The organism is Pseudoalteromonas sp. S3785 (assembly GCF_005887365.1).
GTDB lineage: Bacteria > Pseudomonadota > Gammaproteobacteria > Enterobacterales > Alteromonadaceae > Pseudoalteromonas.
Map to the genome: position 1 here is coordinate 24,155 of NZ_PNCT01000007.1, position 25,036 is coordinate 49,190.

The following is a 25,036-nucleotide window of genomic DNA, read 5'->3' on the forward strand; positions in this document are numbered from 1 at the left end:
TATTTTAACGATTATTCAGCTTTATCATCAAGGTTTGTTTCATCTTTTTTCGATGAATCATCCGGTTTTTGGCTTTCATCAACCGGCTTTTCTTGAGGTGCCACTGTTTTAGTTGGCTTATCGTCTAAACGGTCATGTGCATCTCGTGGTTCACGCACAGGCTGACGCGCCATTAAATCATCAATTTGTTTAGCATCAATTGTTTCGTATTTCATTAATGCATCTTTCATCGCATGAAGAATATCAATATTTTCTTTTAATATATCTTCTGCTCTTTGATAATTGCGGTCAGAGAATAAGCGTACTTCAGCATCAATGACTTTAGCTGTTTCATCAGACATGCTCATTGCGCGACCACCGCCGCCGCCCATGTACATCTCGTTTTGATCTTCAGCGTACAGTAACGGACCTAGTTTTTCACTCAAGCCCCACTGCGTTACCATTTTACGTGCAATATCTGTTGCACGCTCAATGTCGTTACTCGCACCCGTGGTTACTTTGTCTTCGCCATAAATAAGTGCTTCAGCAATTCGGCCACCGTAAAGGCTAGAAATCATTGACTCTAAAAGCTCTTTAGAATGGCTAACACGGTCCTGTTCAGGTAAGTACATGGTTACACCAAGGGCACGGCCACGTGGAATAATCGACACTTTATAAACTGGGTCGTGCTCTGGCACCATACGGCCAACAATAGCATGTCCTGCTTCATGGTAAGCCGTCATTTCTTTCTCTTGCTCACTCATCACCATGGTCTTGCGCTCTGCACCCATCATGATTTTGTCTTTAGCAGCATCGAATTCAGCCATACTTACAACACGCTTATTACCACGTGCGGCATAAAGTGCAGCTTCGTTTACAAGGTTTGCTAAATCAGCACCAGAGAAACCAGGTGTACCACGTGCAATAACTGCCGCTTCTACGTTATCCCCTAATGGCACTTTACGCATATGTACTTTAAGGATTTGCTCACGGCCACGAATATCAGGTAAGCCAACCACTACTTGACGGTCAAAACGACCAGGACGAAGCAATGCAGGGTCTAGTACGTCAGGGCGGTTAGTTGCCGCTATAACAATTATACCTTCGTTACCTTCAAAACCGTCCATTTCTACTAGCATTTGGTTTAGTGTTTGTTCACGTTCGTCGTGTCCACCGCCCATGCCAGCGCCACGCTTACGCCCTACAGCATCAATCTCATCTATAAAGATAATACAGGGTGCAGCCTTTTTAGCTTGCTCAAACATATCGCGTACACGAGATGCACCAACACCAACGAACATTTCAACAAAGTCAGAACCTGAGATAGTGAAAAACGGTACTTTTGCTTCACCGGCTACGGCTTTAGCAAGTAATGTTTTACCCGTACCAGGAGGACCTACCATTAGTACACCCTTAGGAATACTACCACCAAGTTTTTGGAACTTAGAAGGGTCACGTAAAAAGTCTACTAACTCTGTTACGTCGTCTTTTGCTTCATCGCACCCTGCTACATCAGCAAAGGTTGTTTTAACTTGGTCTTCGCTCATCAGGCGCGCTTTGCTTTTACCAAACGACATTGCGCCTTTTCCGCCACCGCCTTGCATTTGACGCATAAAGAATATCCACACCCCTATAAGCAGCAACATTGGGAACCAAGAAATAAAAATACTTGCTAAAAACGATTGTTCTTCAGGCTGAACGCCTTTCACATTTACATCATTTTTAAGTAAATCATTAATTAAGTCTTCATCGTACATTGGCATTGTGGTTTGAAAACGCTCACCACTGCTTTTAGTACCGGTTATATTACCCGTTCCACGGTCAATAATAACTTCTTGTAAAGAGCCGCTACGCACGTCTTTTACAAATTGAGTGTAACTTGTTTGACGATCAACTTGATCGCCACCATTAAAGCTCTGAAATACTGACATTAGCACAACTGCAATAACCAGCCAGAGTATTAGATTTTTCGCCATATCGCTCAAGGGGTTAACCTCTTGTATCCAATTAATTTAAATTCAACTAAACGCCAAGCAACTGTACTACAGTTTGTAGCCGGTCGCTACTATATATACTTCCCGAGAACGGGCACGTGAGGCATCAGGTTTGCGTATTTTCACTGCTTTAAAACTATTACGAACGTCTTGCAAGTATTGATCAAAGCCTTCACCTTGAAACACTTTAACAACAAATGCACCATTTTTCTTTAATACTTGATGACACATATCAAGTGCTAATTCTACCAAATACATGCTACCCGCTTGATCTACCGAGTTATTCCCGCTCATATTTGGTGCCATGTCAGAGAGTACCACATCAACATTTTTACCATCAATGCGTTTTAACAATGCATCAAGTACGGCTTCTTCACGAAAATCGCCTTGTAAAAAGTCGACCCCCGCAAGTGAGTCCATGGGTAATATGTCACACGCAACAACCTGACCTTTATCAGATACTTTCTCGGCTAAGTATTGTGACCAGCTGCCAGGTGCAGCACCTAAATCAACAACGGTCATACCAGGGCGAAGCAGTTTATCTTTATTTTGGATCTCATCTAATTTGAAAACAGCTCGAGAACGCCAGCCTTTTTTTTGCGCTTGCTGAACATATTGATCATCAAAATGTTCTTTCAGCCATCGCTTTGAACTGGCTGAATGTTTTTTATTTGTCATAAATTAACACGCAACTAATTAGTAATATTCTTTAGATGGCGTTAGAATACCCTTAATTCAAGCCATATTCAGCAAAATTTGTATAAACATGACATTATCAAACAAACAAAAGCAGTTTTTAAAAGGCCAGGCGCATAGCCTTAAGCCTGTAGTTTTACTAGGTTCTAACGGTTTAACCGAGGGCGTAGTCGTTGAAATTCAAAGTGCATTAGAGATTCACGAATTGATTAAAGTAAAAGTACCTACTGACGATCGTGAAACAAAAGCACTTATTTTTGATGCAATCGTTCGTGAAACCGGCGCTACTAAGCTACAAACAATAGGTCACACTGTTGTATTGTATCGTCAAAGTGCAGAAAAAAAGATTCAATTACCACGTGCATAAGTTAATTGTGCAGTGAGCTTTTTATAAAAAAACCAGCATTAAGCTGGTTTTTTTATTATAGGTGCTTAATTATACTTTTTACTTTTAAAAAATAAATTTAAAAGTACGGCTCTGTTTAAGCAATTTAAGGCCTGTTTTATTTAGTGCGTTTGTATTTTAATAAACGGTCTAAAAATTCAGTGGTTAATTCATTTATAACGCCGGTCTCCGCGTTTACAATCAAGCTAAACCCCACATTTAAATGCGGTATAACAACCAAATCACTACGATAGCCTTGCACCCAACCACTATGATAGTACAGCGTTTCATCGTTATAGTTATAAATACGCCAACCTAAACCATAATAAGCTTGTTCTAATTTCCTTTTCCATACGCGTCTATAACGTTCTTTTTTTGTAAGTGTATAAGGGCGTGCTTGTGTAGCAAGTGCTTCTAAAGAAAGTACATCTAGGTTTTGCCCTAATTGCGCTTTTAACCATTTTGCCATATCGGTTGCGCTTGCATTTACGCCCGCAGCTGGGCCAACTTTATAATAGTTTTTTTTCAACTTGGCTGTGTACCAACGTTTTTTTCCTCTAACGTGCGGCAATGCATAATTTTTATCCTGCACCATTGCATCATAGCCTAAGCTGGTATCTCTCATTTTTAATGGTGTAAAAATCCCCTCTTGCAGCCACTGATCATATTTTTTATTGGTACTGCGATAAATTACATCATCAATTAAACTAAACATCACATTCTGATACCCATAGCATTGGCCGGGTTCGCAAATGGGCTTTACTGTTAATAGCTTTTCGACAATATCGGGGTAACTCATTCTTGATTCGATTAAATTGTCATATGCATTAGGGACCAAACCGCTGGAGTGGCTTAATAAGTGAAACACTTTTAAATTGTCTTTATAAACAGTGTCTTTAAAGGCAGGTATATACTCGCTTACCGGTTTAAATAAATCGATTACCCCTTCACTTGCAAGCTTTGCAGTTAACGATCCAGCAAAGGTTTTTGACACCGAAGCCAACCTAAAGCGGGTGTGGCGATTAACCTGTGTACCACTTCTTGCCTTAGTGCGGCCCATGGTGTGAATATAATCAGCGTTACCAATACTCACTATAGAGAGCGCAGCGCCAGGTATACCTTTACTGTTAAGTTTTTTTTCTGCGTAGCGTCCATACTGTTTTACGAATCCATCCCAGTTTGAGTCTGCTTTAGCTATTGCCTTAAGCGGAAGAGATAGACAAATAGCGACCCAAACATACATAAAATTAGTGAGATACTTCATTCGTTACAAATTTATTCTTTTTTAACTACATCTATGAGCATAATATCATGAAGTTTTAGTGGGACTAACGTACAATGTTGCGATTATTGGCTTTTTAAGTGGATGTTAAGTAGTTATGCGTTTTATAGTTGTATCACTTTTTATATTATTATCAGCAGGTTGTGCAATTACCAAACAGCCGGCCGAGCCTTTGGCTTTACCGTTAAAGCCAACATTAAAGAGCGAAACTTACCAGCTTGAGTATAAAACAGAGCACGCATCGCCAAAAGTTAAGTCTGTACAGTTACCGGCGCACAAAGTAACACGCGGCCAAACAGTGCGTATTACAACAGATAAAGCAAGCGTAACAGACACACTATTAAAACAAATAACACAAGCCTTAAACGATAAAGGCTTAGAGGTAACTGATAATAAAAGCAGTGATTACACGCTCGCTATTCATCAGTTAGACCTAGCATTTACTGACGATACCAAATATGCGTTAACCCAGCCTGAAAACCCTTACCCTTTATTTGCAAAAGTAGCGCAGCAATACCCTACTCAGCAATGCGCCACCATACTCGCGCAAGTAAGTATGCGCATTACGCACCGTGCTTCAGGCGATGTGGTATGGTTTGCAAAATCATCAATAGACAGCGCAAGCTTCCACCGTGAGCCTTTATTGTTTAGCTTTGCCCAAGAGCAAAAAATTACTAATGAGTTAGAAGTCGCAACATTTGTACATCAGCAAAATACCGAGCAAGCCCGTATAGCGCGCGCAGGTAAAGAAGTAACTGTACCGCCTTTTAAAACCATTACTAAATTAAGCAGCTTAACTAAATTACAAGGTCCATGTACGCGTACCGAAGTGAGCGCCTTAACACCTATGATGCAATATTACTTAAGCAGTATTTTAATTGACAAAATAAAAGTGCGATAACGTAAAAAACTACATTTTTTTACAGATTCAAGGATTCACTTACTAATATACTACGTTTAATAACACATAATAATTAGGTCCCCAGGGATGAAAATCGCTTTCTTACAGCATACTTTAATTAATAGCGTATTGCTTTGCGCCAGTTTTTTGAGCTTTCAAAGCCAGGCAAGCAATCGATACTATGCTGATAACACGCTAGAGCCTACCCAAGGTTTTGCGTGGGATTGGAGCGCTGGGGCTGGTTATTATGTAGAAGACTCTTACCTAATTGGCCTTGACTCATACGACGATGGTATTGAACTCGATTTAAGCCTGGCCATTTCCTACGAAAACTTTTACCTCGACTTTGATCATAACCAGTTAAGCGGCGGTTTAGTCGTCGGTTACAGCCTTATAGATAAATTTGATTGGGGCCTAGATATATTGGGCACTAATACACAAGCCGGATTTGACGAAAAAGGCTTAGGTTTTTACAACCATGGTGTAATAGAAGAGCTTGCGGGTATAAAATCGCGTAATTACGATTTTGATGCCGGACTTAGATTAACGCGCCGCTTTGAAAACTCGCAAATTTCGTTTGAGTTTTTACATGACATTACAGGTACACATAACGGTTGGGTATTAAACACCTTTTTTAGCCACATTTTGCCATGGCGTAATTGGGAGTTTAGATCAGGGGTGGGTATAAGCGCTTACTCGGGCAGTTTTACAAACTATTATTTTGGTATAGACGCCGACGAAGCCACCGCTAATCGCCCTATTTACACCCCGAATGGCAGCACCAGCATTATGTTTGAATTTCATGCTGAGTACCCTATATCTCAAGATTGGGTATTTTTGTCTGGCTGGTTAACAACGTGGTTTTCAAAAGAAATAGACGATAGCCCTATTATTTCACAAGGGTATCAGCATAAAGCCAAGGTAGGCCTGCGTTATGTATTTTAAATGGATCTGTTTATTATTGATCTTCCCTGCTATTTCATCTGCTAAAACAACAGATAAAACAGCCCCCTTAATTGCGCTTCCAGACACCTGTGTAGCACTGCGTGAGGGCCGCAATTGCTATGCTGATATTACACTTAGTTGGCAACAGCCGACTATTGGAAACTACTGCTTACGAGACGCAACATCAAAATATATTATGCAATGTTGGTTAAAACAACAACAAGGCGTATTCGAATATACATTTGACTCCCAGCACAGTATTTCTTTTGAACTGTTTGATAGTAATACAGCCCAAATTATTGCCACCACTGAAGTTAAACTTCAGTGGGTTTATCAAAATAGACAAAAAAAACGCCGTTGGCGCCTATTCTAATCTACTAAGGAAGCTTTATGGATAATTACGGCACTATTTTATTAGTCGAAGATGACGCCTCTCTAGCCCAATGGGTGGCAGAGTACTTAACCGAACAAGGCTATACGACCCATGTTTGCCACCGCGGTGATGAAGTTATAAGCCAAGTAAAAAACTTAAACCCTACCATTGTGCTACTCGACATTATGCTACCAGGCCAAGACGGTATAAGTGTGTGCAGAGAACTACGTAGTTTTTACACTGCCCCCATTATTATGTTGACCGCCCGCGATGATGAAATGGATGAAGTTATTGGCTTAGAAGTAGGGGCAAGTGATTACATCATGAAACCAGTGCGTCCTCGCGCATTATTAGCCCGTATTAAAGCAGCGCTGCGCCTGAGCAGTGAACCAACTAAAGTGCCTAATGACAGTGTGATAAAAGTAGGCGAACTCAGTATCGATACTCAATCTCGCAGTGTAACATTTAACAAGCAAGATATTACTATTTCCAGTGCTGAGTACCTGTTACTACACTATTTAGCAAGTAATGCAGGCCAAGTGGTTTCGAGGGATGCAGTGTTTAAAGCAACGAAAGGCCGTGAGTATGATGGACTTGATAGAAGTGTGGATGTATTAATCTCCGCGCTTCGCAAAAAGTTTCATGATGATCCTCAAAACCCAGAAAAAATAAAAACAATTTGGGGGCGTGGTTATTTACTTGTTGCCACTGCGTGGGAAGAGTGACCGTGGCGCTTTAAATGAAAAAATTTTACATTTCACTACTCGGTAGTGCGCTACTATCTATTGTTGTATTGGGCTGGCTAATTGATGCATTTAGCCAACAAACACAAACACCCCATGATGAATTTAGCCTACAAAGCCAAATGATCAACGGCTTTAGTAAGCATTTAGCTAATGTAGCTACCTCTGAACGCGCAGCTTATGTAAAGCAATTGGCAAGCGACTTTAATGTAAAACTCGATTATAAAAGTAATGAATCTCTTGCATTAACCCCGCCCTTAATACTACAGATGCATGCCCAAAGCGGGCTTATTTTAGAAGACCAACAAGGTTTTTATATGCTCTACAGCAGTGAAGTGTTGTCGCCTTATCATCTTTCTATGCGCCTAGATAAAGGGGTTGAGGCAGATCAACGCAACGATATAATACTTACTTTGCTGTTTTATGCAGGGCTATGCGTTTTTATGGGCTTTATTATTGCCCCACTTGCCAAACGCTTAACTGTGTTAAACGAAGCGGCTAAAAAATTTGCCGCAGGTGATGTGCAAGCGAGAATAAAGGTCTCACACTTTACCTATATAAGAGACGTTGAGCTTACATTTAACCGCATGGCGAGCCAAATAGAAAAGCTCGTGGCGGAGAATAAGTTAATGGCATCGAGCTTATCGCACGATATCAGAACCCCTATCGCTTGTTTGCGCTTTGGCTTAGATGCCGCTTTAGAGACGGAAGACTTGCCTAAAATTCAGCAGTACCTTGGGCGTATGGAAAACGACCTCGACCATATGGAATCGATGCTTAAAAGCTATTTAGCCTTTGCAACACTTGAGCAAAATGCCAATCAACTTACCTACTCGCAAACTCATTTATCGCACTATCTTGAGGACTTACTCACCCAGCTTTCGCCAAAAATTGAAACCAGCCACCTCAAAGTACAATTAAATAGCAGTGACGATATAGTTTTTGCTGATTTACATTGGCTTGCTCGGGCTATTAGTAATTTAATTGGCAATGCCTGCGACTTTGCAAAAGACACTATTTATGTCAGTGCAAAGCGTGATGAGCATTATTTATATATTACGGTTGAAGATGATGGGCCAGGCATTGCACCAGAGAACTTTAATAACGTTTTTAGCCCATTTTTTAGAGAAGAGAGCCACCGTAACCGTGCTGATAAAAGTTATGGTTTAGGCTTAGCAATCGTTGCTAAAGTGGCAGATTGGCATCACGGCAGTGTAAGTGTTAGTAAAAGTACGCGACTTAACGGGGCCTGTTTTACCCTTAAAATTGGTCAGCACCACGATACGTAAAAAATATTTACTAACATTTATTACACAAAATCAACTCCTTATTCTAAACCTTTTGATAACATTAATTAAATGCATCGCGCGACAGACACATCAGACGATAATTATTGTCACAATTGGGTAAATAAGTGCTTTTTATTTATTTGCAATTCCAGTAGATTGTCAGCGCCGTCAAAAAATAGAGAAGTATAACAATATGAGCGCAGTTAGAGGTGAGTTTAGCTCTCGCTTTGGATTTATAATGGCCGCCGCAGGCTCTGCAGTAGGTCTAGGTAATATTTGGGGGTTTCCGACCCAAACAGCAAGTAATGGTGGTGCAGCTTTTTTAGTCGCTTATTTGATACTAGCGTTTTTTTTAGCATACCCCGCACTTATGGCTGAGCTTATAATTGGCCGACACGGACAAGCTAATGCGGTATCTTCTTTAACAAAAATAACATCACACACGTGGCAAAAGCGCTTTGCTTTTATAGTTGGTTTTGGCGGAATTTTATGTGCGGGCTTTATTTTAAGTTTTTATGCTATTGTGGCAGGCTGGATGCTCAGCGCTACAGTCGAGCCTATCACTACGTTGGCTGGCGCAAACGGTGCTTCAACGTGGTTAAGTGAGCAGTCACTCTCACGAAATATCTTATTTACAGTTACATTTATTATACTCACCGTGGCGATTATTAGCCGTGGCGTGGAAAACGGCATAGAAAAATGGTCTAAGCGCCTAATGCCCGCTCTTTTAGGTATTTTATTTGCCCTAATTGCCTACGTTATGACTCAAGAAGGTGCTATGCAAGGGCTAAAAGCCTATTTAGTGCCTGATTTCTCATCGATATTTGATGCAAACTTACTCGTAAGTGCACTCGGCCAAGCGTTTTTCTCATTGTCGCTAGGCACCAGCGTGATGATTATTTATGGCTCTTACATAAGTAAAAAAGAAAACCTAGTTACACTGGGCGCTTATGTAACGTTAATAGATGTGTTTATCGCGTTTGTAGCGGGCCTTTTAATTATACCCGCCATGTATGTAGCACAAGCACAAGGCGTAGAAATTTTTTCATCTACTGGCACACTTCTTTCTGAAGACACATTAGTATTTCAGGTATTGCCAGCTTTATTTGATGGTATGGGCTCAGTAGGTTTATTTATTGGTTTTGCATTTTTTGCCCTAATGAGCATAGCCGCGCTTACCTCTTCTATTTCAATGTTAGAGGCGCCCGTGTCGTATACTGTGGAGCGCTTTGCAATGAGCCGCCTGCAGGCAACATGGTTAATTGGTGCGCTAATAAGTGCAGTGAGCATTACCATAGTATGTAACTTAGGCAGCTTATTTGGTTTAGTGATCACCTTAACAACTAAAGTCGCTCAGCCTTTACTTGGCTTAATGTGTTGTATTTTTGTTGGCTGGATTTGGTACCGTGGCTCGCTGCTAAAAGCAATACAACAAGGTAACCCTGAGGTTCATAACACGCTTTTTTGGAAAATATGGCCTGTATACACAAAGTTTGTGTGCCCTATAGCCATTGGCGCTGTGTTTTTACACTCAGTGTTAAGTTAAAACGTTTTTTAACTAACCTGAGTTCAGGTTAAATACTACATTAAGCAAAAAGCCCATGCATTAAGTGGGCTTTTTAATAGCTTAAATTTATCCCTAATAAATTAGTTTAGAGTATTTAACACCATATCCTGATGGGGGATGCCATCTTCTAGGTATTGTTCTCCTACTTCTGCAAACCCAAAAGAGCGATAAAATGCTAACAAATAGGTTTGTGCACCTATATAAATAGGGCGCTGTGGCCACTGCTTTTTACAACATGCTATAGCCGCATTGACAAGCTCAGTAGCCCGCCCTTTACCACGCTCACTTTTACAAACCAGTACGCGACCTATAGCACTGTACTGCTCACTTTTTTCATAGCACCGAGCATAAGCTAATAAATAATTATCTGAAATTGCATATAAATGCTGAGTACTAGCGTTAATGTCTACGTCATCGAGTTCAGGGTAAGGACACGTTTGCTCTACTACAAATACGTCAACGCGACCGCGCATTATCGTAAACAAAGTACGCGAATCAAGCGCATCAAAATGCGCACATTTAAACGACATACAAAATCCTAAAATAAAAAACCCAGCTTGAGCTGGGTTTAATTAAACTACGGCATCACTTAGGCAAACAAACGCTCTAATTGGTCGCACAACTGCGATAAATTAACATGGTCGTGCTCTATGGTTAAATCAACATAACCATCGCCTCTAAATGCTCTATCCAACTCGATTAGAACATGTGTTTTGTGTGCTTCTGGTACAAACGATAATTCAATTTCTTGAATACCAAATAAGCTGCGGCTATTGGGCTTATACTCTAACTCTTGATAACACCCAGAAACCGACTGAAAAGTAGGCGCGCGTAAATGGCCTTTTTCAACATCAGCTTTTAATAAACTAAACCCTAATTTATCCATTGCTTGCATACAGGTTTTAACGGCTTCGTTAGGGTAAATATGCAAATGGTCTTTATCTGTTGGATCTAGTGCTAAATCAATATCAAGGCCCGTTTCAATCCATACATGTGATTGGTTGTAGCCGGCATTAATTTCGGTAATTGGCGTTTCTGGATGAAGGCGCGCTTCAAATGGAATACTTTTAACTTCGCCTGGCTCAACAGTGCCTATGTCGGTTATACGCCACTGATCAATCACGTGGTTAGCAAAGTATTCACCATCTTCGCCATCAACTTTAACGCGTGTCATTAAAAACAAATCAAGACCCACGATTTCTTGAGCCACATCGCCTGCAGTTATAACGATATTAGCGTTAAAAAGTTGCCCCGGCTGAAGATGCTCAGTTTCTAAAATTGTATCTACTTTTGCAGCGCCAATACCAACCGACGCTAAAATCTTTTTAAACATATCTATCTCCTTAAGCTGAGCGGCTCAGTTTGTTGCTCAAGCTTAAACTCCTTCGTTAAGGCATCTTAACCATATTTAAAAGCCAATGTCAGTGAAAAAATGTTATTTACATGCTATTTACTATTAAATACACGCTTAATGTGCATTTTTTATACATGGCTAGACAAGTAATTGATTAAAGGCGCTCAATTTTAGGGCTATTTTTATTTTCAATGGTATAAAATTTTCGCTACACTGCAATCCCAAATGAAGTGATATTAAGAATTATGGAACTAATCTATTTTGCCACCGCATTTGTGTGTGGATTTGGTGTTTATCAATTAAAACTTCCCCCTCTTATTGGCTTTTTACTTGCTGGTTTTGCATTAAATTTATCTGGCTATAAAAGCACCGAGCTACTCGATACCATTGCCGCCCTAGGTGTAACACTTCTTTTATTTAGTATTGGTTTAAAACTTAAAGTAAACAGCTTAATAAAGCCCCAAGTTTGGGCACCTGCAACCCTGCACATTATTTTTAGCAGTGCTTTATTTAGTGGTTTTATGTTACTCCTCGGTATTTTTGCTGTGCCTATGTTTGTTGATTTAAGCTGGCAAAGTGCGTTATTAGTTGGTTTTGCACTAAGCTTCTCGAGCACTGTATTTGCCGTAAAAGTACTTGAAGAGCGAGGCGAAATGGCAAGCCTGCACGGAAAAATAGCCATTGGCATCTTAGTTATGCAGGATATTTTTGCGGTTATATTTTTAGCCATTAGCACCGGCAAAGTACCTAACATGTGGGCACTTGTTATAATTATCTCACTTCCTTTAATACGCCCGCTTATGTATGCCGTGCTTAACCGCTCTAAACATGGAGAGCTATTACCCTTATTCGGCTTTTTCTTTGCATTGGTAGCCGGTTATAACGCATTTGATTTTGCAGGTTTAAAAGGTGATTTAGGCGCACTTATTATGGGGATGATGTTTGCACCACATAAAAAGGCGGGAGAGCTTTCTAAATCACTCCTTAATTTAAAAGATATTTTGCTCGTCGGTTTTTTCTTAAGTATTGGTTTGAACGCAGAGCTTACAGCTAATTCATTAATTGTCGCGTTAATCCTTATACTTGTGCTGCCAGTTAAAACCTTACTTTATTATGTGTTTACGAATACCTTTAAGCTCAGAGCGCGCACCTCGTTACTCACTGCGTTTAGCCTTGCCAATTTTAGTGAGTTTGGCCTTATTGTGTGTGCTGTGGCAGCCTCTACAGGCATGATCACCTCAGAGTGGCTGGCGGTAATGGCTATTGCGGTGTCTATTACGTTTGTTATTGCATCGCCACTTAATAAACGCTCAAACGAGTTATACGTAAAAATTGAGCGCTGGTTATTAAAGTTTGAAAGCAAAACCCGCTTAGCTGAAGAGCTACCCGTTAATCTAAACGACACTAAAATCGTTATATTTGGCATGGGACGCATAGGTACAGGTGCCTACGAAACAATAAATGCGACTCACCCTAATGTAGTGGCGGGCATTGATATAAAACCAGAGGTGGTAGAAAAACATATTAAACGCAATAGAAAGGTACTCCTTGCCGATGCCACCGACCCTGACTTTTGGCAGCGCGTTAATCACTCCCATGTAGAAATGGTGATGTTAGCTATGCCAAAACATATGCAAAATATTTTTGCATTAGAACAATTACAAGCCTCAGGCTATAACGGTCAAGTAACAGCTATCGCCAATTACCCAGATCAGCAAAAAGAGCTCGAACAAATGGGCGTAAACTCGACCTATAACTTTTACCTAGAAGCAGGAAGTGGTTTTGCGGAGCACGTAAAGCAAGAGCTATTTGAAAAATAATTCTTTAAAACTAAAAAATAGAGTAAGCAAAATAAAAAAGCCTTATTATTAATAAGGCTTTTTTATTAGTTTTTGTTTGAAAACTCATTTTATTTACATTCCTTTACATTACTTCTCTCTATCAACAAGAAAAACAGATAAACTACCGGTGTTGCTTAAATAAACGCCTTCGCACCTCTGTCAGTTAATTAGACTCCAGCTAGTTAATGTAAGGTAAGCATTTATTTATCAACATAAATTTATTCAATCAGAGGGCCTACTCCCTCATTCAATAGGCTGTTTCTTGCCCGTCACAGCCTATTTTATTTATTTTTTCTCGCCCATTTTAAAAACCACAATTTAATGCGTTTTTAGCCAAAAAGCAGTAGTATTCCCTCCTACTTTTTATCAATGACTGACTCATTATGGATACAGCAGAACTCAAGCTCGCCATTAATACAATCATGCCCTTCGGGAAGTATGCTGGCAGGCCACTGCTTCTTTTGCCGGAGCCTTACCTAGTGTGGTTTAAACAACAAGGGTTTCCAGAAAGTAAACTCGGGGCGCAGCTGGCGATGATGTACGAGGTTAAATTAAATGGACTTGAGCAAATGCTGATGCCTTTACTTAAAAAAAATGAAAAATAATTGAGAACTTTTTCCACGTAGCTGGGTCTATTATTATGCTACTTGTTGATTTTGGTTTTTAACCGCAAAAAGCGCCTTAGGCGCTTTTTTTATGCCTGGCGTTTATAGGTAAATTGCTTTTATACCAATCCGCGTAATTAAGTGATCTATCTTGAGGATAGACAAACGTGTTGATAGCTAGGCAAAAAATTGGCTATTTAGTTGTTCTCGGCAATTGCTTCTGCATTGCTCTACCTTCTGCATCCATGCAGTCGTAAATGATGATTTTTTAACGTAGGTAGCGACACATTTGCCCCCACAAAATGATTAAGTATTATTGTGGATAGGTATTAGGTAAGGTAACTATAAACTTTGCCCCACCAAGCTGTGAGTCTGTTATTGCATAGTGCCCTTTATGCCAAGATACAATTTTTGCCACTATGGCTAAGCCTAAACCAAAGCCCCCTGTGCTTTTATCACGGCTTTTATCTAAACGAGTAAAAGGTTTAAATACGCTTTCTCTGTCGTTTTTTAAAATTCCTTCACCGTCATCTTCCACAATAAAGTAAATTGCATCACCCTGCGCTTTGAGTGTCACATCAACACGACTAACCGCGTACTTTAACGCATTGCCCACCAGATTTTGCATTACACGCGCAATAAAGTGTGCATCACACTTGTACACTAGAGCCGGTGGTAACACCGCATTAAATTCTATGCCGCTTGCAAAATTTAGTTTATCAATGACCGATTGCGTAAGGGCAGCCAAGTCAACGTCGCTTGTCGCTAAACTTGGTTGCTGCGAATCAAGCCGAGCATATTCAAGCATTTCACACACAAGCGCTTCAAGTTCGCTTATATCTGCCTGCATATTAGTTAGGTAATGCCGCCCTTTTTGTGATTGCAGTGTTTCTTCTAGCATAGCTATGCCAAATTTTAATCGTGCAAGTGGCGTTCTAAATTCATGAGATACAGAGGAAGTCAGTTCTTGCTGCGCACTAAGAAGATGCTCTATGCGCTGCTGCATTACTTTTAGAGTATCAGTAACAGGTAAGAAAAACGATTTAGAAGGAGTACTTAAAGTAAAGTCTTGCGAGCCATCTACCGCTTCGCACGCATGGCGTAACTTAGAAAAATCACGCCATAGTAAAAAGCTCCAAAGCCCCACAGGTAACCCTACAATAGCCAGTAACATTAAATACGGGATAACAGAGCTTTCAGGTGCTTTTAAAACGCCTACAGGACCAATTTGAAGTAGCTTGTTATCACCAAGCTCAACATACCATACTATGCGCTGCTTTTTATCATACAGGTACAGGTAATGATTTTTATCTAATGAGGCTTGCTGCTTAAGGGGTAAAATAAGATCTTTACGGGCAATAACATGGCTTTCAAAACTGTGTTTGAGCTTATCTAACCCATCATCAGTTTGCGATAATAACCAAAGTGCTTGGCCAAACTCATCATCTAGCAGCACTTGCTGCTGCGTCTCTTCGTAAGGCCAAATTTGTTCTATAACACCACTAACAATAAATAAAGAAACAATGATATAAACATATAAACTTATAAATAGTTTGCCCATTATTCCTTATTTACCTTCATATATTATTTTTCCCAAGCATCAGATACAAACAAGTAACCTTGTCCCCACACGGTTTTTATACGGTAAGGTTTATCACTATTATCACCTAACTTTTTGCGAATGCGTGATACACGTACATCAACAGTGCGGTCAAGCCCATCGTATTGGCGACCAATCATATGTTGATGAACCTGTTCACGGCTTAGCACTTCGCCTGCATTTGAGGCAAGTAACCATAATAGCTCAAACTCATGGGATGTAAGTACTATTTCGTTTTCATTTAACTTAACAATTCGGCTAGTTTTATCAATGACTAAATCACCAAATTGAATCTCTTCGGCCGCTTTAACTTCTGGTTGCCCGCGACGCAGTAAAGCATTTACACGCGCCAGTAAAACACGCGGCTCAGCAGGCTTTACAACATAATCATCTGCACCTAGTTCTAATCCAATCACTTGGTCAAAATCTTCACCTTTTGCAGTAAGCATTAAAATTGGCAACGAAAATTTATCACGGACTTGACGACATACGCTAAAACCGTCTTTACCTGGCAACATAATATCTAAAATCATTAAATCAGCAGCGTTATTCTCAAGATAACTAAATACTTCATCACCACGGCTCAATACATCTACTTCTAAGCCATTATGTTCAAGATAATCTTTTGTTAATTGTTGTAATCCTAGGTCATCTTCAACAAGTAAAATTTTTGGCATGAGTTGCTCCTAAATTAAAAATAGCTCCATGGAGAGCGAAGTCTGCGCCTACTTTTTTTAGCATCAGCACTTTGCACTTCAACGTGTGTTTTAGCAATTAACACACCGGTATGAGGATTGATTAAGGAGTATATGGTCTCTACCTGAACACGCGCTTTATACTTAAACTCACCAATAGCCTGCTGTTGCCAGCATTTAATAAGTTTACTTTGTTGGTACAGACATACATCGCTTGGCGATGGCTGCTGCCAATCAAACGTTAAATCGAGATCGCAAAATGCTTGCTGCTTAGACACAACGCACACTTTAGGGGAAACCTTTAAAAACGCATTTTGCGCTACAACGGGAGGGCTAAACAGAAAAACTGTAAGCACAATCAACATTAAATACTTCATATCAAAAAGTATGATCGAATCCTATAAAAGCAGTCATTGAATAGTTACGTTCAAAAAGCGGACTGCTATCCATAGCTGAATAGTCATAATATGCTACATGAAAACGAAGACTGTTAGCCTCACTTAATGGCCAACTGGCGTCGATTTTAGCATAAGGTTGCCAGCTACTACCAACGTCAATTTTACCTAATGAAGTTTCGTGTGCTTTTAAACCATAAAAGTGGCTGTTTAATTCAGCCGATTTGTAGTTAACACCCAGTGTTGGTTTTAACTTTAAACGCCCTATTCTACTGTGGTACTGCCATTGTACGGCGCCGCGAATACCATTATAAACATTACTTATATCGTGTAATAACTGTATCGATAGCACATGGTTTTGCTGCACATAATGATAGCTACCCCCGGCATCTAAGGCTAAATGGCGTTTATCAATATTATCGACATGTATTTTTTTAGGCTGGGGCTTGTTTTGCGCTTGCGCGAAGGCTGCTCCCCCCGTGGATGCCGGTAAAACAAAAAGGTTATTAGGATGCCAATTAATAAAAAACCGAGACTCTGCATTGAGTTCTGAAACAATATTAAAATGATGTTGTTGATTTTCTTTAAGTGTATAGCCTAGGCGGCCATTATCAAAAAACCAACGTTCACCATAAAAAGCAATTCGCGGTATCAAAGGAAGTGGGACATTTTTGCCGCCATGCAGTGGGTTGGTAATAACACCCACGCCAGCGCTAAGATTTACATGCCATTGCTTAACAGTAATATGTTGCTGCGCATATTTTTGCTCACTATTGGCCTGTGACGCTTGGCTGGGCAAACAAACGAAGCAAACAACAAAGTAAAAAATATAAACTAAAAGTTTTAGCCGCATTAAACTAATCTGAGTGAGTAAAAATAAGTAAGTGACTCATACTAGCAAGGTAAGCACAAATGTGCGCCACCTGATTACAATCATTCACAAATTTTACACACCTAAATAACATTTAAATATCAGGCGCTATTTCAATACGGTTACGACCATGGGTTTTAGCAATATACAAAGCACGGTCGGCACGCTCAATAAGCACCGAACCTTTGGTAAAGGGGCGTAAAATTGCAAGCCCAAAACTTGCAGAAATTGCACGTTTAGAATTTATATCGTCTTTTTTACGGATAGTTAATGAGGCAATATCTAAGCGAATTTTATCAGCAAACACCATAATGTCGTTAATGCTGTCAAAATACCCGGTAATACAAAATTCCTCTCCGCCATAGCGGTAAACATTTAGGCTATCACTGATATTTTGCGACACTTTTTTGGCAACCAATTTAAGTACTTCATCGCCCTTTTGATGACCAAAATCGTCGTTAAAACGCTTAAAGTGATCAATATCAAACATGATGAGTACCGCCAAAACGCTGTCATCAGCTTGCTCTGAATAGTTTTGACAGAACTTCTGAATATCATCATCAAACTTTCTTCGATTAAAAAAGCCTGTAAGAGGGTCTGTATCTGCCGCTTCTTGAGAAAGGTTTAAAGCTTCTTTTAAATCTTTAATTTCGTTATAAGCTAGAGCAAGCTTAGTTTGGAACTCACGCGCATACTCTTGCATAGCCACTGACTCATCTGTCAAACGCTCAACACAACCAAGTATCTCATTAAATGAATTTACATTAACTAAACTTGCCAGCTCATTTTGAGAATCTACCAACGAGGTGGTAAAGCTTTTAGAATGATCGAGGGTTACGCTTATATCATGCTGTACTTGCTGCATAGTGCCATGGAAGCGATCAGCCATCTCTTGAAAAAACACTAAGTCATCTTCGCTTAAATGCTTATCAAAAATTTCTTTCGCCCTATTTTGAGTACATGTTTGTTGCTCAGCAATGACGTGATCGAGCTCAGCATTTAATGCCGGCTTACTCCCTTGCACATAGCAATACCAAATTGCGTAGTTGATAGGCGTTACCGGCATCCGGTACTTTACCATCAAAGGAATTGCTTTTTTTAAACATTGAGCAGAATGAGCGAGCGATACAGCATGATCCATAATTATTATAAACTCTCGTGCGTCATTATTTTTTATTATTAAGCTTTCATGTTAAGTAATAGTAAACTCATACGCAACTGTTAATCATACTATTTACTGAATTATATTAACCGTTAAAATATTAAATAACATTTGCGCCTAAAGTTTGCGCAATATTCCATAATGCACTGATTGCAGGGTCGTTAAGCTCTTTTTTAAGTACCGCTAAACCAATATCAAACCCTTCTGGTTGGTAATTTTTGCTCGGCAGCACGTGTACCTTATCTTGCAGTGGACTATTATCTAGCACTATTTTAGGAACCATGGCGACACCTAATCCCAAACTCACCATAGACACCATTGCTTCGTGCCCAGCCACCTGCGCATAAATTTTTCCATGTACATTGTTTTTTCGCCACCATTGCTCTAATCGCTGCCTAGAAAACCCTTGCTCTGGAACAATAAACTCCAATTCTGACCAATCAATATCAGGGGCATTTTTAGCTATGTTTTCACTGATCGGACAATGAATTTTAGGGCCTATAAGAACTAATGGAGAGTGGCCTATATTCACAAATGCAATTTGGGCAGGGAGTTTACTAGGCCGTGCAGCAATCGCCATTGACTCATGAGCATCCAGCACTCGGTTTATTGCCAGCGCTGGATCGCCTGTATTTAGCGTTATTTCAATATGCTGATGCTGTGCGCGGAGTTGCTCTAATATTTGGTGTAAAAAACTATATGAGGCAGTGACAGAGCAATAAATACTCACATTGCCGTAAATATGCTGGGTGGGATCTTTGACATTCGCTTTAAAGCGCTGCCAATTGGCTAACGTAGAGGTGGCGTAATCAATAAACGACTCCCCTTCTTTAGTTAACTTTACACTTCTGTTATCACGTATGAATAATGCAACACCCACTTCATCTTCAAGCTGCTTAATATTACGACTTAATGTAGGGGCGCTTATATGACAAAGCTCGCTTGCGCGGGCAAAATGGAGCGTTTTAGCTAACGCTAAAAAGTAATTTAAATGCTTATGATCCATAACCCCTTCCACGTTTCATTTTTTGAAATACTTTAGTGCAAATATATCATTTTACGCAAGCAAAGTTTTTTTTTATGGTGTGTTTAAACAAAGCAAATAGGCTTTGCATCTAACAAACACGAATTATAGGACACTAACATGGCGAATTATTTTAACACTTTACCTTTACGCGAGCAGTTAGCGCAGTTAGCTCAATGTGAGTTTATGGACCCAAGTGAATTTACCGACGGTGTAGATGCACTAAAAGGTAAAAAGCTAGTTATTGTTGGGTGTGGCGCACAAGGTCTTAACCAAGGTTTAAACTTACGTGATTCAGGCCTAGATGTATCATACACGTTACGTCAATCAGCAATTGATGAGCGTCGTCAGTCATACTTAAATGCATCTGAAAACGGCTTTACTGTTGGTACATACGAAGAGCTAATCCCTAGTGCTGACGTAGTATTAAACCTAACTCCTGATAAGCAACATACGGCCGTTGTTACTGCCATTATGCCTTTAATGAAACAAGGCTCTACACTTGCTTACTCGCACGGTTTTAATATTGTTGAAGAAGGCATGCAAATTCGTGAAGACATTACGGTAATCATGGTTGCACCAAAGTGCCCAGGCTCTGAAGTACGCGAAGAATACAAACGTGGCTTTGGTGTACCTACGCTTATTGCAGTACACCCTGAAAACGACCCACAAGGTCACGGCTTAGCACAAGCTAAAGCCTACGCTGCGGGTACCGGTGGTCATCGTGCCGGTGTACTTAAATCATCGTTCATTGCTGAAGTTAAATCAGACTTAATGGGTGAGCAAACAATTCTTTGTGGCATGTTACAAACGGGTTCTATTTTATGTTTTGATAAGATGGTTGAAAAAGGCATTGATGCAGGTTATGCATCAAAACTAATTCAATACGGGTGGGAAGTAATTACCGAAGCCCTTAAATACGGTGGCGTAACGAACATGCTTGACCGTTTATCAAACCCAGCAAAAGTAAAAGCATTTGAACTAAGTGAAGAACTTAAAGTTATTATGCGCCCGCTTTATAACAAGCACCAAGATGACATTATCGACGGTACTTTCTCGCGCGTAATGATGGAAGATTGGGCAAACGACGATGCAAACTTACTAAAATGGCGCGCTGAAACAGCCGAAACTAACTTTGAGAAAACCCCTGCTGGTGATGTAGAAATCTCGGAGCAAGAGTTTTTCGATAACGGTATTTTAATGGTTGCTATGGTTAAAGCGGGCGTTGAACTTGCATTTGAAACCATGACTGCAGCGGGCATTATTGACGAGTCGGCTTATTATGAGTCGTTACACGAAACACCGTTAATTGCCAACACAATAGCACGTAAAAAGTTATTCGAAATGAACCGTACTATTTCTGATACTGCAGAATACGGCTGTTACTTATACAACCATGCGTGTTTACCATTATTAGCCGATTTTATGAAAAACATCGACACCGATGTTATTGGTAAAGGCTTAAATGAGCAAAGTAACCAAGTAGATAACCAAACATTGATTCAAATTAACACGGCATTACGTGAGCACCCTGTTGAAATTGTAGGTGCTAGACTACGCGGCTACATGTCAGCAATGAAGAAAATTGTATAACTAGTTTCGCTTGTTAGAAACCAAGCCCACATGCATTCGCTGTGGGCTTTTTCGTGCTAGTAAAAAAGTAACGAGCATACCCTTTTAGATATATTGCAATAATTAGCGCTTAATTAATAATGTGCTAACATGGCTATCTACCTAGTTGTAAAGTTAAATAATATGACGATAAAAAACCTAACTATCACTCAAAAAATCACCATTTTAGGCAGTACCATAGCAATTTGTGTCGCTGCATTAATTGGTTTAACGTCTTTATATAGCTCTGAAGATATTATAGAGCAACGTATGATTGAATCGGAGCTACCCAGCAAATTACATAGCATTAGCAATCAAATTGGTGGCGGAATAAACGAACTACTAGGCGCTGCACAGCAACTATCATCAAATGAATTTATCTTAGCGTGGGCACGCTCAAATAACCAAGACGACACACTACTGCTCAAAGAATTAAACCGCGTAGCAAAGCAGTTTGATTTAGCAACGGCGTCGTGGGCAAACCGTGATACAGCGCAATATTGGAACCAAGACGGTTTTTTACGCGTACTTAAAAACGATGCGGCGGATGGTTGGTTTTTTGGCTTTACCAATTCAAATAATCCGTACTCAATCAGTATTTATCAAGAATCCCCGACTGATGTAAAAATGTTTGTAAATCATCAACAAACAAATGGCCTTGGATTAGCGGGGCTTGCAAAAAGCATCACCGACATGCAAAAGCTATTACAACAATTTAAAATTGAGCAAACAGGTTTTGTATTTATCGCAGATAAAAGCGGCCTAATCCAGTTACACAAAGATGCAAATAAAGTGGCTAAAGTAAACATAGACACACTTTATGGCCGTAATGTACATAGCAATTTGTTCAACCCCTCTGGCTTTGCAATTACAGAATTGACACTAAATAACGAAGCCACATTTTTAGCTGCAATGCCAATAGCCAATACCGACTTATACGTATTAGCTCAAGTACCAAAAAGTGAAGTTTTTGCAACTGTAAGTAAATTGGAGTGGCAAATTTTTACCTTTACGCTCGTTATTGCACTTGTGGCTAGTATTCTAAGCTACTTGTTAGCTCGCTCTTTAGCGTCGCCGCTTTCTGATATGGCTGAACTGTTCTCACGTTTAGGATCAGGCGATGCTAATTTAGCCTACCGTTTGCCAGAGTCTAATCAGCCCGAACTAAATAATTTAAGCCATGGCTTTAATCAATTTATTGATAAAATTGAAACTGCCATCAAGCAAGTGGCTAACGAAAGTACCGAAATACGCCAAAGCTCTAACCATGTATTTGAACAAGCAAAAAACAACTCGCAGTCTATTGATAATCAAAAAGAGCAAACCATTTCGGTGGCTGCAGCCATCAACGAAATGGGCGCCACCGTACAAGAAATAGCACAAAGCGCAGCTAATGCAGCCAAGCTCACTCAAAGCAGCCAAGAAAACACCAGTCAAAGCCATCAGCAAGTACTGCAAAGTCAAGCCACTATTTCAGCGCTTGCCACTGACATTGATGGTATTACCGAGCAAGTAACACTGCTTTCTAAAAAAACAATTGATATAGCGAGTATTGTTGATTCTATCCGCGGCATTTCAGAGCAAACTAATTTACTGGCCTTAAACGCAGCCATTGAATCGGCTCGTGCTGGAGAGCACGGTAGAGGTTTTGCCGTAGTGGCCGATGAAGTACGCGCACTTGCTAATCGTACCTCGCAATCAACCACCGAAATTCAGTCTATGATTGAAGAGTTAACCACTATTTCTGAAGATGTGGTTAACGATATTAGTCAATCAAAACAAAAGGCCCAACAAAGTGTAGGCGCAATGCAGAGCTCTGTTGAGCTGCTTGATGCGATAAGCGAAACAGCAAATCAAATAAACGATATGGCTACCTTAATTGCCACCGCCACTGAGCAACAAAGTAACGTGGTTGCCGATGTAGGACGTAATATTGAGCAAATAAGTGAAATTAGCGACCGTGCTATGAATGAGCAAATAAACACAGAGCAAGCAATTCGCGATTTAGCAAATAGCGCTCAAGCGCTCGATGCACTCGTGGCCACCTTTGAAAAACACCACTAAACACGTTTTGTAACACTTTAATAAACTACCTTCACATATTGCATCTACACTTATAGATGTAATATGTTGGAGGTGGTTTATGAGCATATCTTGTTTTAACGCATTATTACTCAGTAGTTGCTTATACTTAAGCGCATGTAACAGCACAGTGCGTGAGCCGCCACCGCTGGCCCTTGCAAACCATCCAAGCTTTAACCGTATTAACGTTGAAACCGAGCAAGACATATTTAAGCTCGATAAAACAATCACCTCCCAACTTGATGCCCACCTAACCAGTAAGCGAAGCGCGCATTACTTAGCAAACAGTATTTTAAGTTTTTTATTAAAAAACGGCGATAGCTCGTTAACTTATCAAAGTGGCGCCACGCTGAGTGCATCTCAAACCTACGCTAATTTAAACGCTAATTGCCTGTCGTTATCGATATTAGCGTATAGCTTAGCCGATTATTTAGGCATAAAAGCGCGCTTTCAAAAAGTTCATATTCCTGAATATTGGGCAATGAATAAAGGGGTTAATTTACTAACAGGACATATTAATTTATCAATTGACAATGCGCTTATGCAAACAATACCAGCCACAATGGTTTATCAACGTGATAAACAGTTAACCATAGATTTTGACCCGAACATAAGAAAACAACGATTTAAAACCAGCCCATTAAGCAAAGAGTTTGTTACAGCTATGTTTTATAACAATAAAGGCGCTCTAGCTTTAGTAAATAAAAATTATAATTTAGCTTATAGCTACTTTAGTGCCGCAGTTGAAGCCGCCCCATTATACAGCGGTGGCTGGGGGAATTTAGGCATTGTATTTAGGCAGCTTAATTATTTAAAAGAAGCCGAACAGGCTTATAACTATGCTTTATTGCTTGATAAAAATAACCACACTGCCATAGGTAATCTCGCAGTGTTGTACACCTTAAGTAACCGCGCTAAACAGGGCCAACAAATGCTAAAACAGCTCAATAAAAAGCGCCAAGCTAACCCGTATTACCATATATCACTGGGTAATAGTGAGCTGGCACTTAAAAACTACTCTCAAGCGATTAAGCATTTTAAAAGCGCTTATAAAATTGACGCTAAACTACACGAAAGCCATTTTGGCCTTGCACAAGCGTATTATTTTACCGGCAATATAAAGCAGGCAACACATTATATGCGCTTGGCGGGTATAAATGCCGAATTTAATTATGACAAAGCCCGCTATCGTAATAAATTAAATGCATTAAAAAATGCCACAGCCTTACTTAATCATTAGCTGCTGGACGTAATGCTCTTTTTGTGCCCTGCTTAATTTTTTAATTTGCCACTCTAGCTTACTGGCTTCACTCTTTGTGCCTACCTTTTGTTGATGAATTAAAACCAAAGGGCCTTTGCCTTTTAGGTTTTTTGCACCTTTACCAGCTTGATGTGCAGCTATGCGCTTATCAACATTTGTTGTTATACCTGTATACCAGTGGCCTAAACGCGTTTGCACTATATACAAATACCACGTTGAGGGTACTTTGTGTTCTTTGCTTATATTTATACTTAAACTTTTGTGTATGTTTGTGGTCAAAACCTTGCCCTAACCCTCGTAACTAAAAACAATTTCTTAAAAGGGTTTTACCTTCAGTGACTAATCGGTATTATGCAGATTATAAAAAATAAGGATCACAAC

General features: G+C 39.9%; 24 protein-coding genes. 12 read left to right on the forward strand and 12 right to left on the reverse strand.

Annotation, left to right across the window (positions count from 1 at the left end):
* Positions 1–11 precede the first annotated feature (11 nt).
* Both ftsH and rlmE read right to left on the reverse strand, forming a co-directional pair.
* Positions 12–1,955, reverse strand: a complete 1,944-nt coding sequence (gene ftsH / locus CWC17_RS02420; protein ID WP_004587344.1) for an ATP-dependent zinc metalloprotease FtsH — start codon at positions 1,953–1,955, stop codon at positions 12–14.
* A gap of 66 nt (positions 1,956–2,021) precedes the next feature.
* Complete coding sequence (gene rlmE, locus CWC17_RS02425) at positions 2,022–2,651, reverse strand: 23S rRNA (uridine(2552)-2'-O)-methyltransferase RlmE (protein WP_004587345.1); 630 nt, start codon at positions 2,649–2,651, stop codon at positions 2,022–2,024.
* An 88-nt stretch (positions 2,652–2,739) separates the two neighbouring features.
* Between rlmE and yhbY the strand changes: the two genes are divergently transcribed.
* Positions 2,740–3,036 (forward strand): ribosome assembly RNA-binding protein YhbY, encoded by a 297-nt coding sequence (gene yhbY, locus CWC17_RS02430; RefSeq protein ID WP_004587346.1) that lies wholly within the window; start codon positions 2,740–2,742, stop codon positions 3,034–3,036.
* Between the two features lie 136 nt (positions 3,037–3,172).
* Here yhbY and CWC17_RS02435 read toward each other — a convergent pair whose 3' ends face one another.
* Complete coding sequence (locus tag CWC17_RS02435; protein ID WP_138540785.1) at positions 3,173–4,318, reverse strand: serine hydrolase domain-containing protein; 1,146 nt, start codon at positions 4,316–4,318, stop codon at positions 3,173–3,175.
* A gap of 115 nt (positions 4,319–4,433) precedes the next feature.
* On the opposite strand from CWC17_RS02435, the gene CWC17_RS02440 reads away from it, so the two are divergent.
* From CWC17_RS02440 to CWC17_RS02465, 6 genes are all read left to right on the forward strand, one after another.
* Entirely contained in the window at positions 4,434–5,237 is an 804-nt protein-coding gene (locus CWC17_RS02440) for a hypothetical protein (protein ID WP_138611992.1), read from the forward strand.
* An 87-nt stretch (positions 5,238–5,324) separates the two neighbouring features.
* A complete protein-coding gene (locus CWC17_RS02445; protein WP_138540783.1) occupies positions 5,325–6,182 on the forward strand; it encodes a MipA/OmpV family protein in 858 nt (285 codons plus the stop codon).
* Positions 6,172–6,555 (forward strand): DUF3019 domain-containing protein, encoded by a 384-nt coding sequence (locus tag CWC17_RS02450; protein WP_138540782.1) that lies wholly within the window; start codon positions 6,172–6,174, stop codon positions 6,553–6,555. Before CWC17_RS02445 ends, CWC17_RS02450 begins: the two co-directional genes overlap by 11 nt.
* A gap of 17 nt (positions 6,556–6,572) precedes the next feature.
* The gene (locus CWC17_RS02455; RefSeq protein WP_138611993.1) at positions 6,573–7,280 is read left to right on the forward strand and encodes a response regulator; all 708 of its coding nucleotides are present in this window, start codon (positions 6,573–6,575) and stop codon (positions 7,278–7,280) included.
* A gap of 14 nt (positions 7,281–7,294) precedes the next feature.
* Positions 7,295–8,587 (forward strand): sensor histidine kinase, encoded by a 1,293-nt coding sequence (locus CWC17_RS02460; RefSeq protein ID WP_138611994.1) that lies wholly within the window; start codon positions 7,295–7,297, stop codon positions 8,585–8,587.
* Between the two features lie 193 nt (positions 8,588–8,780).
* The gene (locus CWC17_RS02465) at positions 8,781–10,133 is read left to right on the forward strand and encodes a sodium-dependent transporter (protein ID WP_138611995.1); all 1,353 of its coding nucleotides are present in this window, start codon (positions 8,781–8,783) and stop codon (positions 10,131–10,133) included.
* Positions 10,134–10,234: 101 nt separating this feature from the next.
* Here CWC17_RS02465 and CWC17_RS02470 read toward each other — a convergent pair whose 3' ends face one another.
* Positions 10,235–10,684 carry a GNAT family N-acetyltransferase gene (locus CWC17_RS02470; protein ID WP_138540778.1) on the reverse strand — a complete coding sequence of 150 codons (450 nt, stop codon included), beginning with the start codon at positions 10,682–10,684 and terminating at the stop codon, positions 10,235–10,237.
* 59 nt (positions 10,685–10,743) lie between these two features.
* Positions 10,744–11,487 (reverse strand): sporulation protein, encoded by a 744-nt coding sequence (locus CWC17_RS02475; protein WP_138611996.1) that lies wholly within the window; start codon positions 11,485–11,487, stop codon positions 10,744–10,746.
* Between the two features lie 266 nt (positions 11,488–11,753).
* On the opposite strand from CWC17_RS02475, the gene CWC17_RS02480 reads away from it, so the two are divergent.
* Positions 11,754–13,328 carry a cation:proton antiporter domain-containing protein gene (locus CWC17_RS02480; RefSeq protein ID WP_138540777.1) on the forward strand — a complete coding sequence of 525 codons (1,575 nt, stop codon included), beginning with the start codon at positions 11,754–11,756 and terminating at the stop codon, positions 13,326–13,328.
* 404 nt (positions 13,329–13,732) lie between these two features.
* Entirely contained in the window at positions 13,733–13,954 is a 222-nt protein-coding gene (locus CWC17_RS02485) for a DUF3820 family protein (RefSeq protein WP_004587357.1), read from the forward strand.
* 313 nt (positions 13,955–14,267) lie between these two features.
* Here the strand turns inward: CWC17_RS02485 and CWC17_RS02490 are convergent, their stop codons facing one another.
* The 6 genes from CWC17_RS02490 to ilvY form a co-directional block, all read right to left on the reverse strand.
* Positions 14,268–15,515 (reverse strand): ATP-binding protein, encoded by a 1,248-nt coding sequence (locus CWC17_RS02490; RefSeq protein ID WP_138611997.1) that lies wholly within the window; start codon positions 15,513–15,515, stop codon positions 14,268–14,270.
* A gap of 23 nt (positions 15,516–15,538) precedes the next feature.
* Positions 15,539–16,231: a response regulator gene (locus tag CWC17_RS02495; RefSeq protein ID WP_055014070.1), complete on the reverse strand. Its 693-nt coding sequence runs from the start codon at positions 16,229–16,231 to the stop codon at positions 15,539–15,541.
* 14 nt (positions 16,232–16,245) lie between these two features.
* Complete coding sequence (locus tag CWC17_RS02500) at positions 16,246–16,626, reverse strand: DUF3019 domain-containing protein (protein WP_171042066.1); 381 nt, start codon at positions 16,624–16,626, stop codon at positions 16,246–16,248.
* A 1-nt stretch (position 16,627) separates the two neighbouring features.
* A complete protein-coding gene (locus CWC17_RS02505; RefSeq protein WP_249935879.1) occupies positions 16,628–17,443 on the reverse strand; it encodes a MipA/OmpV family protein in 816 nt (271 codons plus the stop codon).
* Between the two features lie 166 nt (positions 17,444–17,609).
* Positions 17,610–18,656, reverse strand: coding sequence for a GGDEF domain-containing protein (locus tag CWC17_RS02510; RefSeq protein ID WP_171037626.1), 1,047 nt, complete (start codon positions 18,654–18,656; stop codon positions 17,610–17,612).
* A gap of 121 nt (positions 18,657–18,777) precedes the next feature.
* Complete coding sequence (ilvY, locus tag CWC17_RS02515; RefSeq protein ID WP_055014073.1) at positions 18,778–19,683, reverse strand: HTH-type transcriptional activator IlvY; 906 nt, start codon at positions 19,681–19,683, stop codon at positions 18,778–18,780.
* Between the two features lie 138 nt (positions 19,684–19,821).
* Between ilvY and ilvC the strand changes: the two genes are divergently transcribed.
* The 3 genes from ilvC to CWC17_RS02530 all read left to right on the forward strand — a co-directional run bounded on the left by ilvC (position 19,822) and on the right by CWC17_RS02530 (position 24,634).
* Positions 19,822–21,294: a ketol-acid reductoisomerase gene (gene ilvC / locus CWC17_RS02520; RefSeq protein WP_055014074.1), complete on the forward strand. Its 1,473-nt coding sequence runs from the start codon at positions 19,822–19,824 to the stop codon at positions 21,292–21,294.
* Between the two features lie 162 nt (positions 21,295–21,456).
* A complete protein-coding gene (locus CWC17_RS02525) occupies positions 21,457–23,376 on the forward strand; it encodes a methyl-accepting chemotaxis protein (protein WP_138611999.1) in 1,920 nt (639 codons plus the stop codon).
* Between the two features lie 79 nt (positions 23,377–23,455).
* Positions 23,456–24,634, forward strand: coding sequence for a tetratricopeptide repeat protein (locus CWC17_RS02530; protein ID WP_138612000.1), 1,179 nt, complete (start codon positions 23,456–23,458; stop codon positions 24,632–24,634).
* Here CWC17_RS02530 and CWC17_RS02535 read toward each other — a convergent pair.
* Positions 24,620–24,934, reverse strand: a complete 315-nt coding sequence (locus CWC17_RS02535) for a GIY-YIG nuclease family protein (protein WP_138540771.1) — start codon at positions 24,932–24,934, stop codon at positions 24,620–24,622. The genes CWC17_RS02530 and CWC17_RS02535 overlap by 15 nt on opposite strands.
* Between the last annotated feature and the right edge of the window lie 102 nt (positions 24,935–25,036).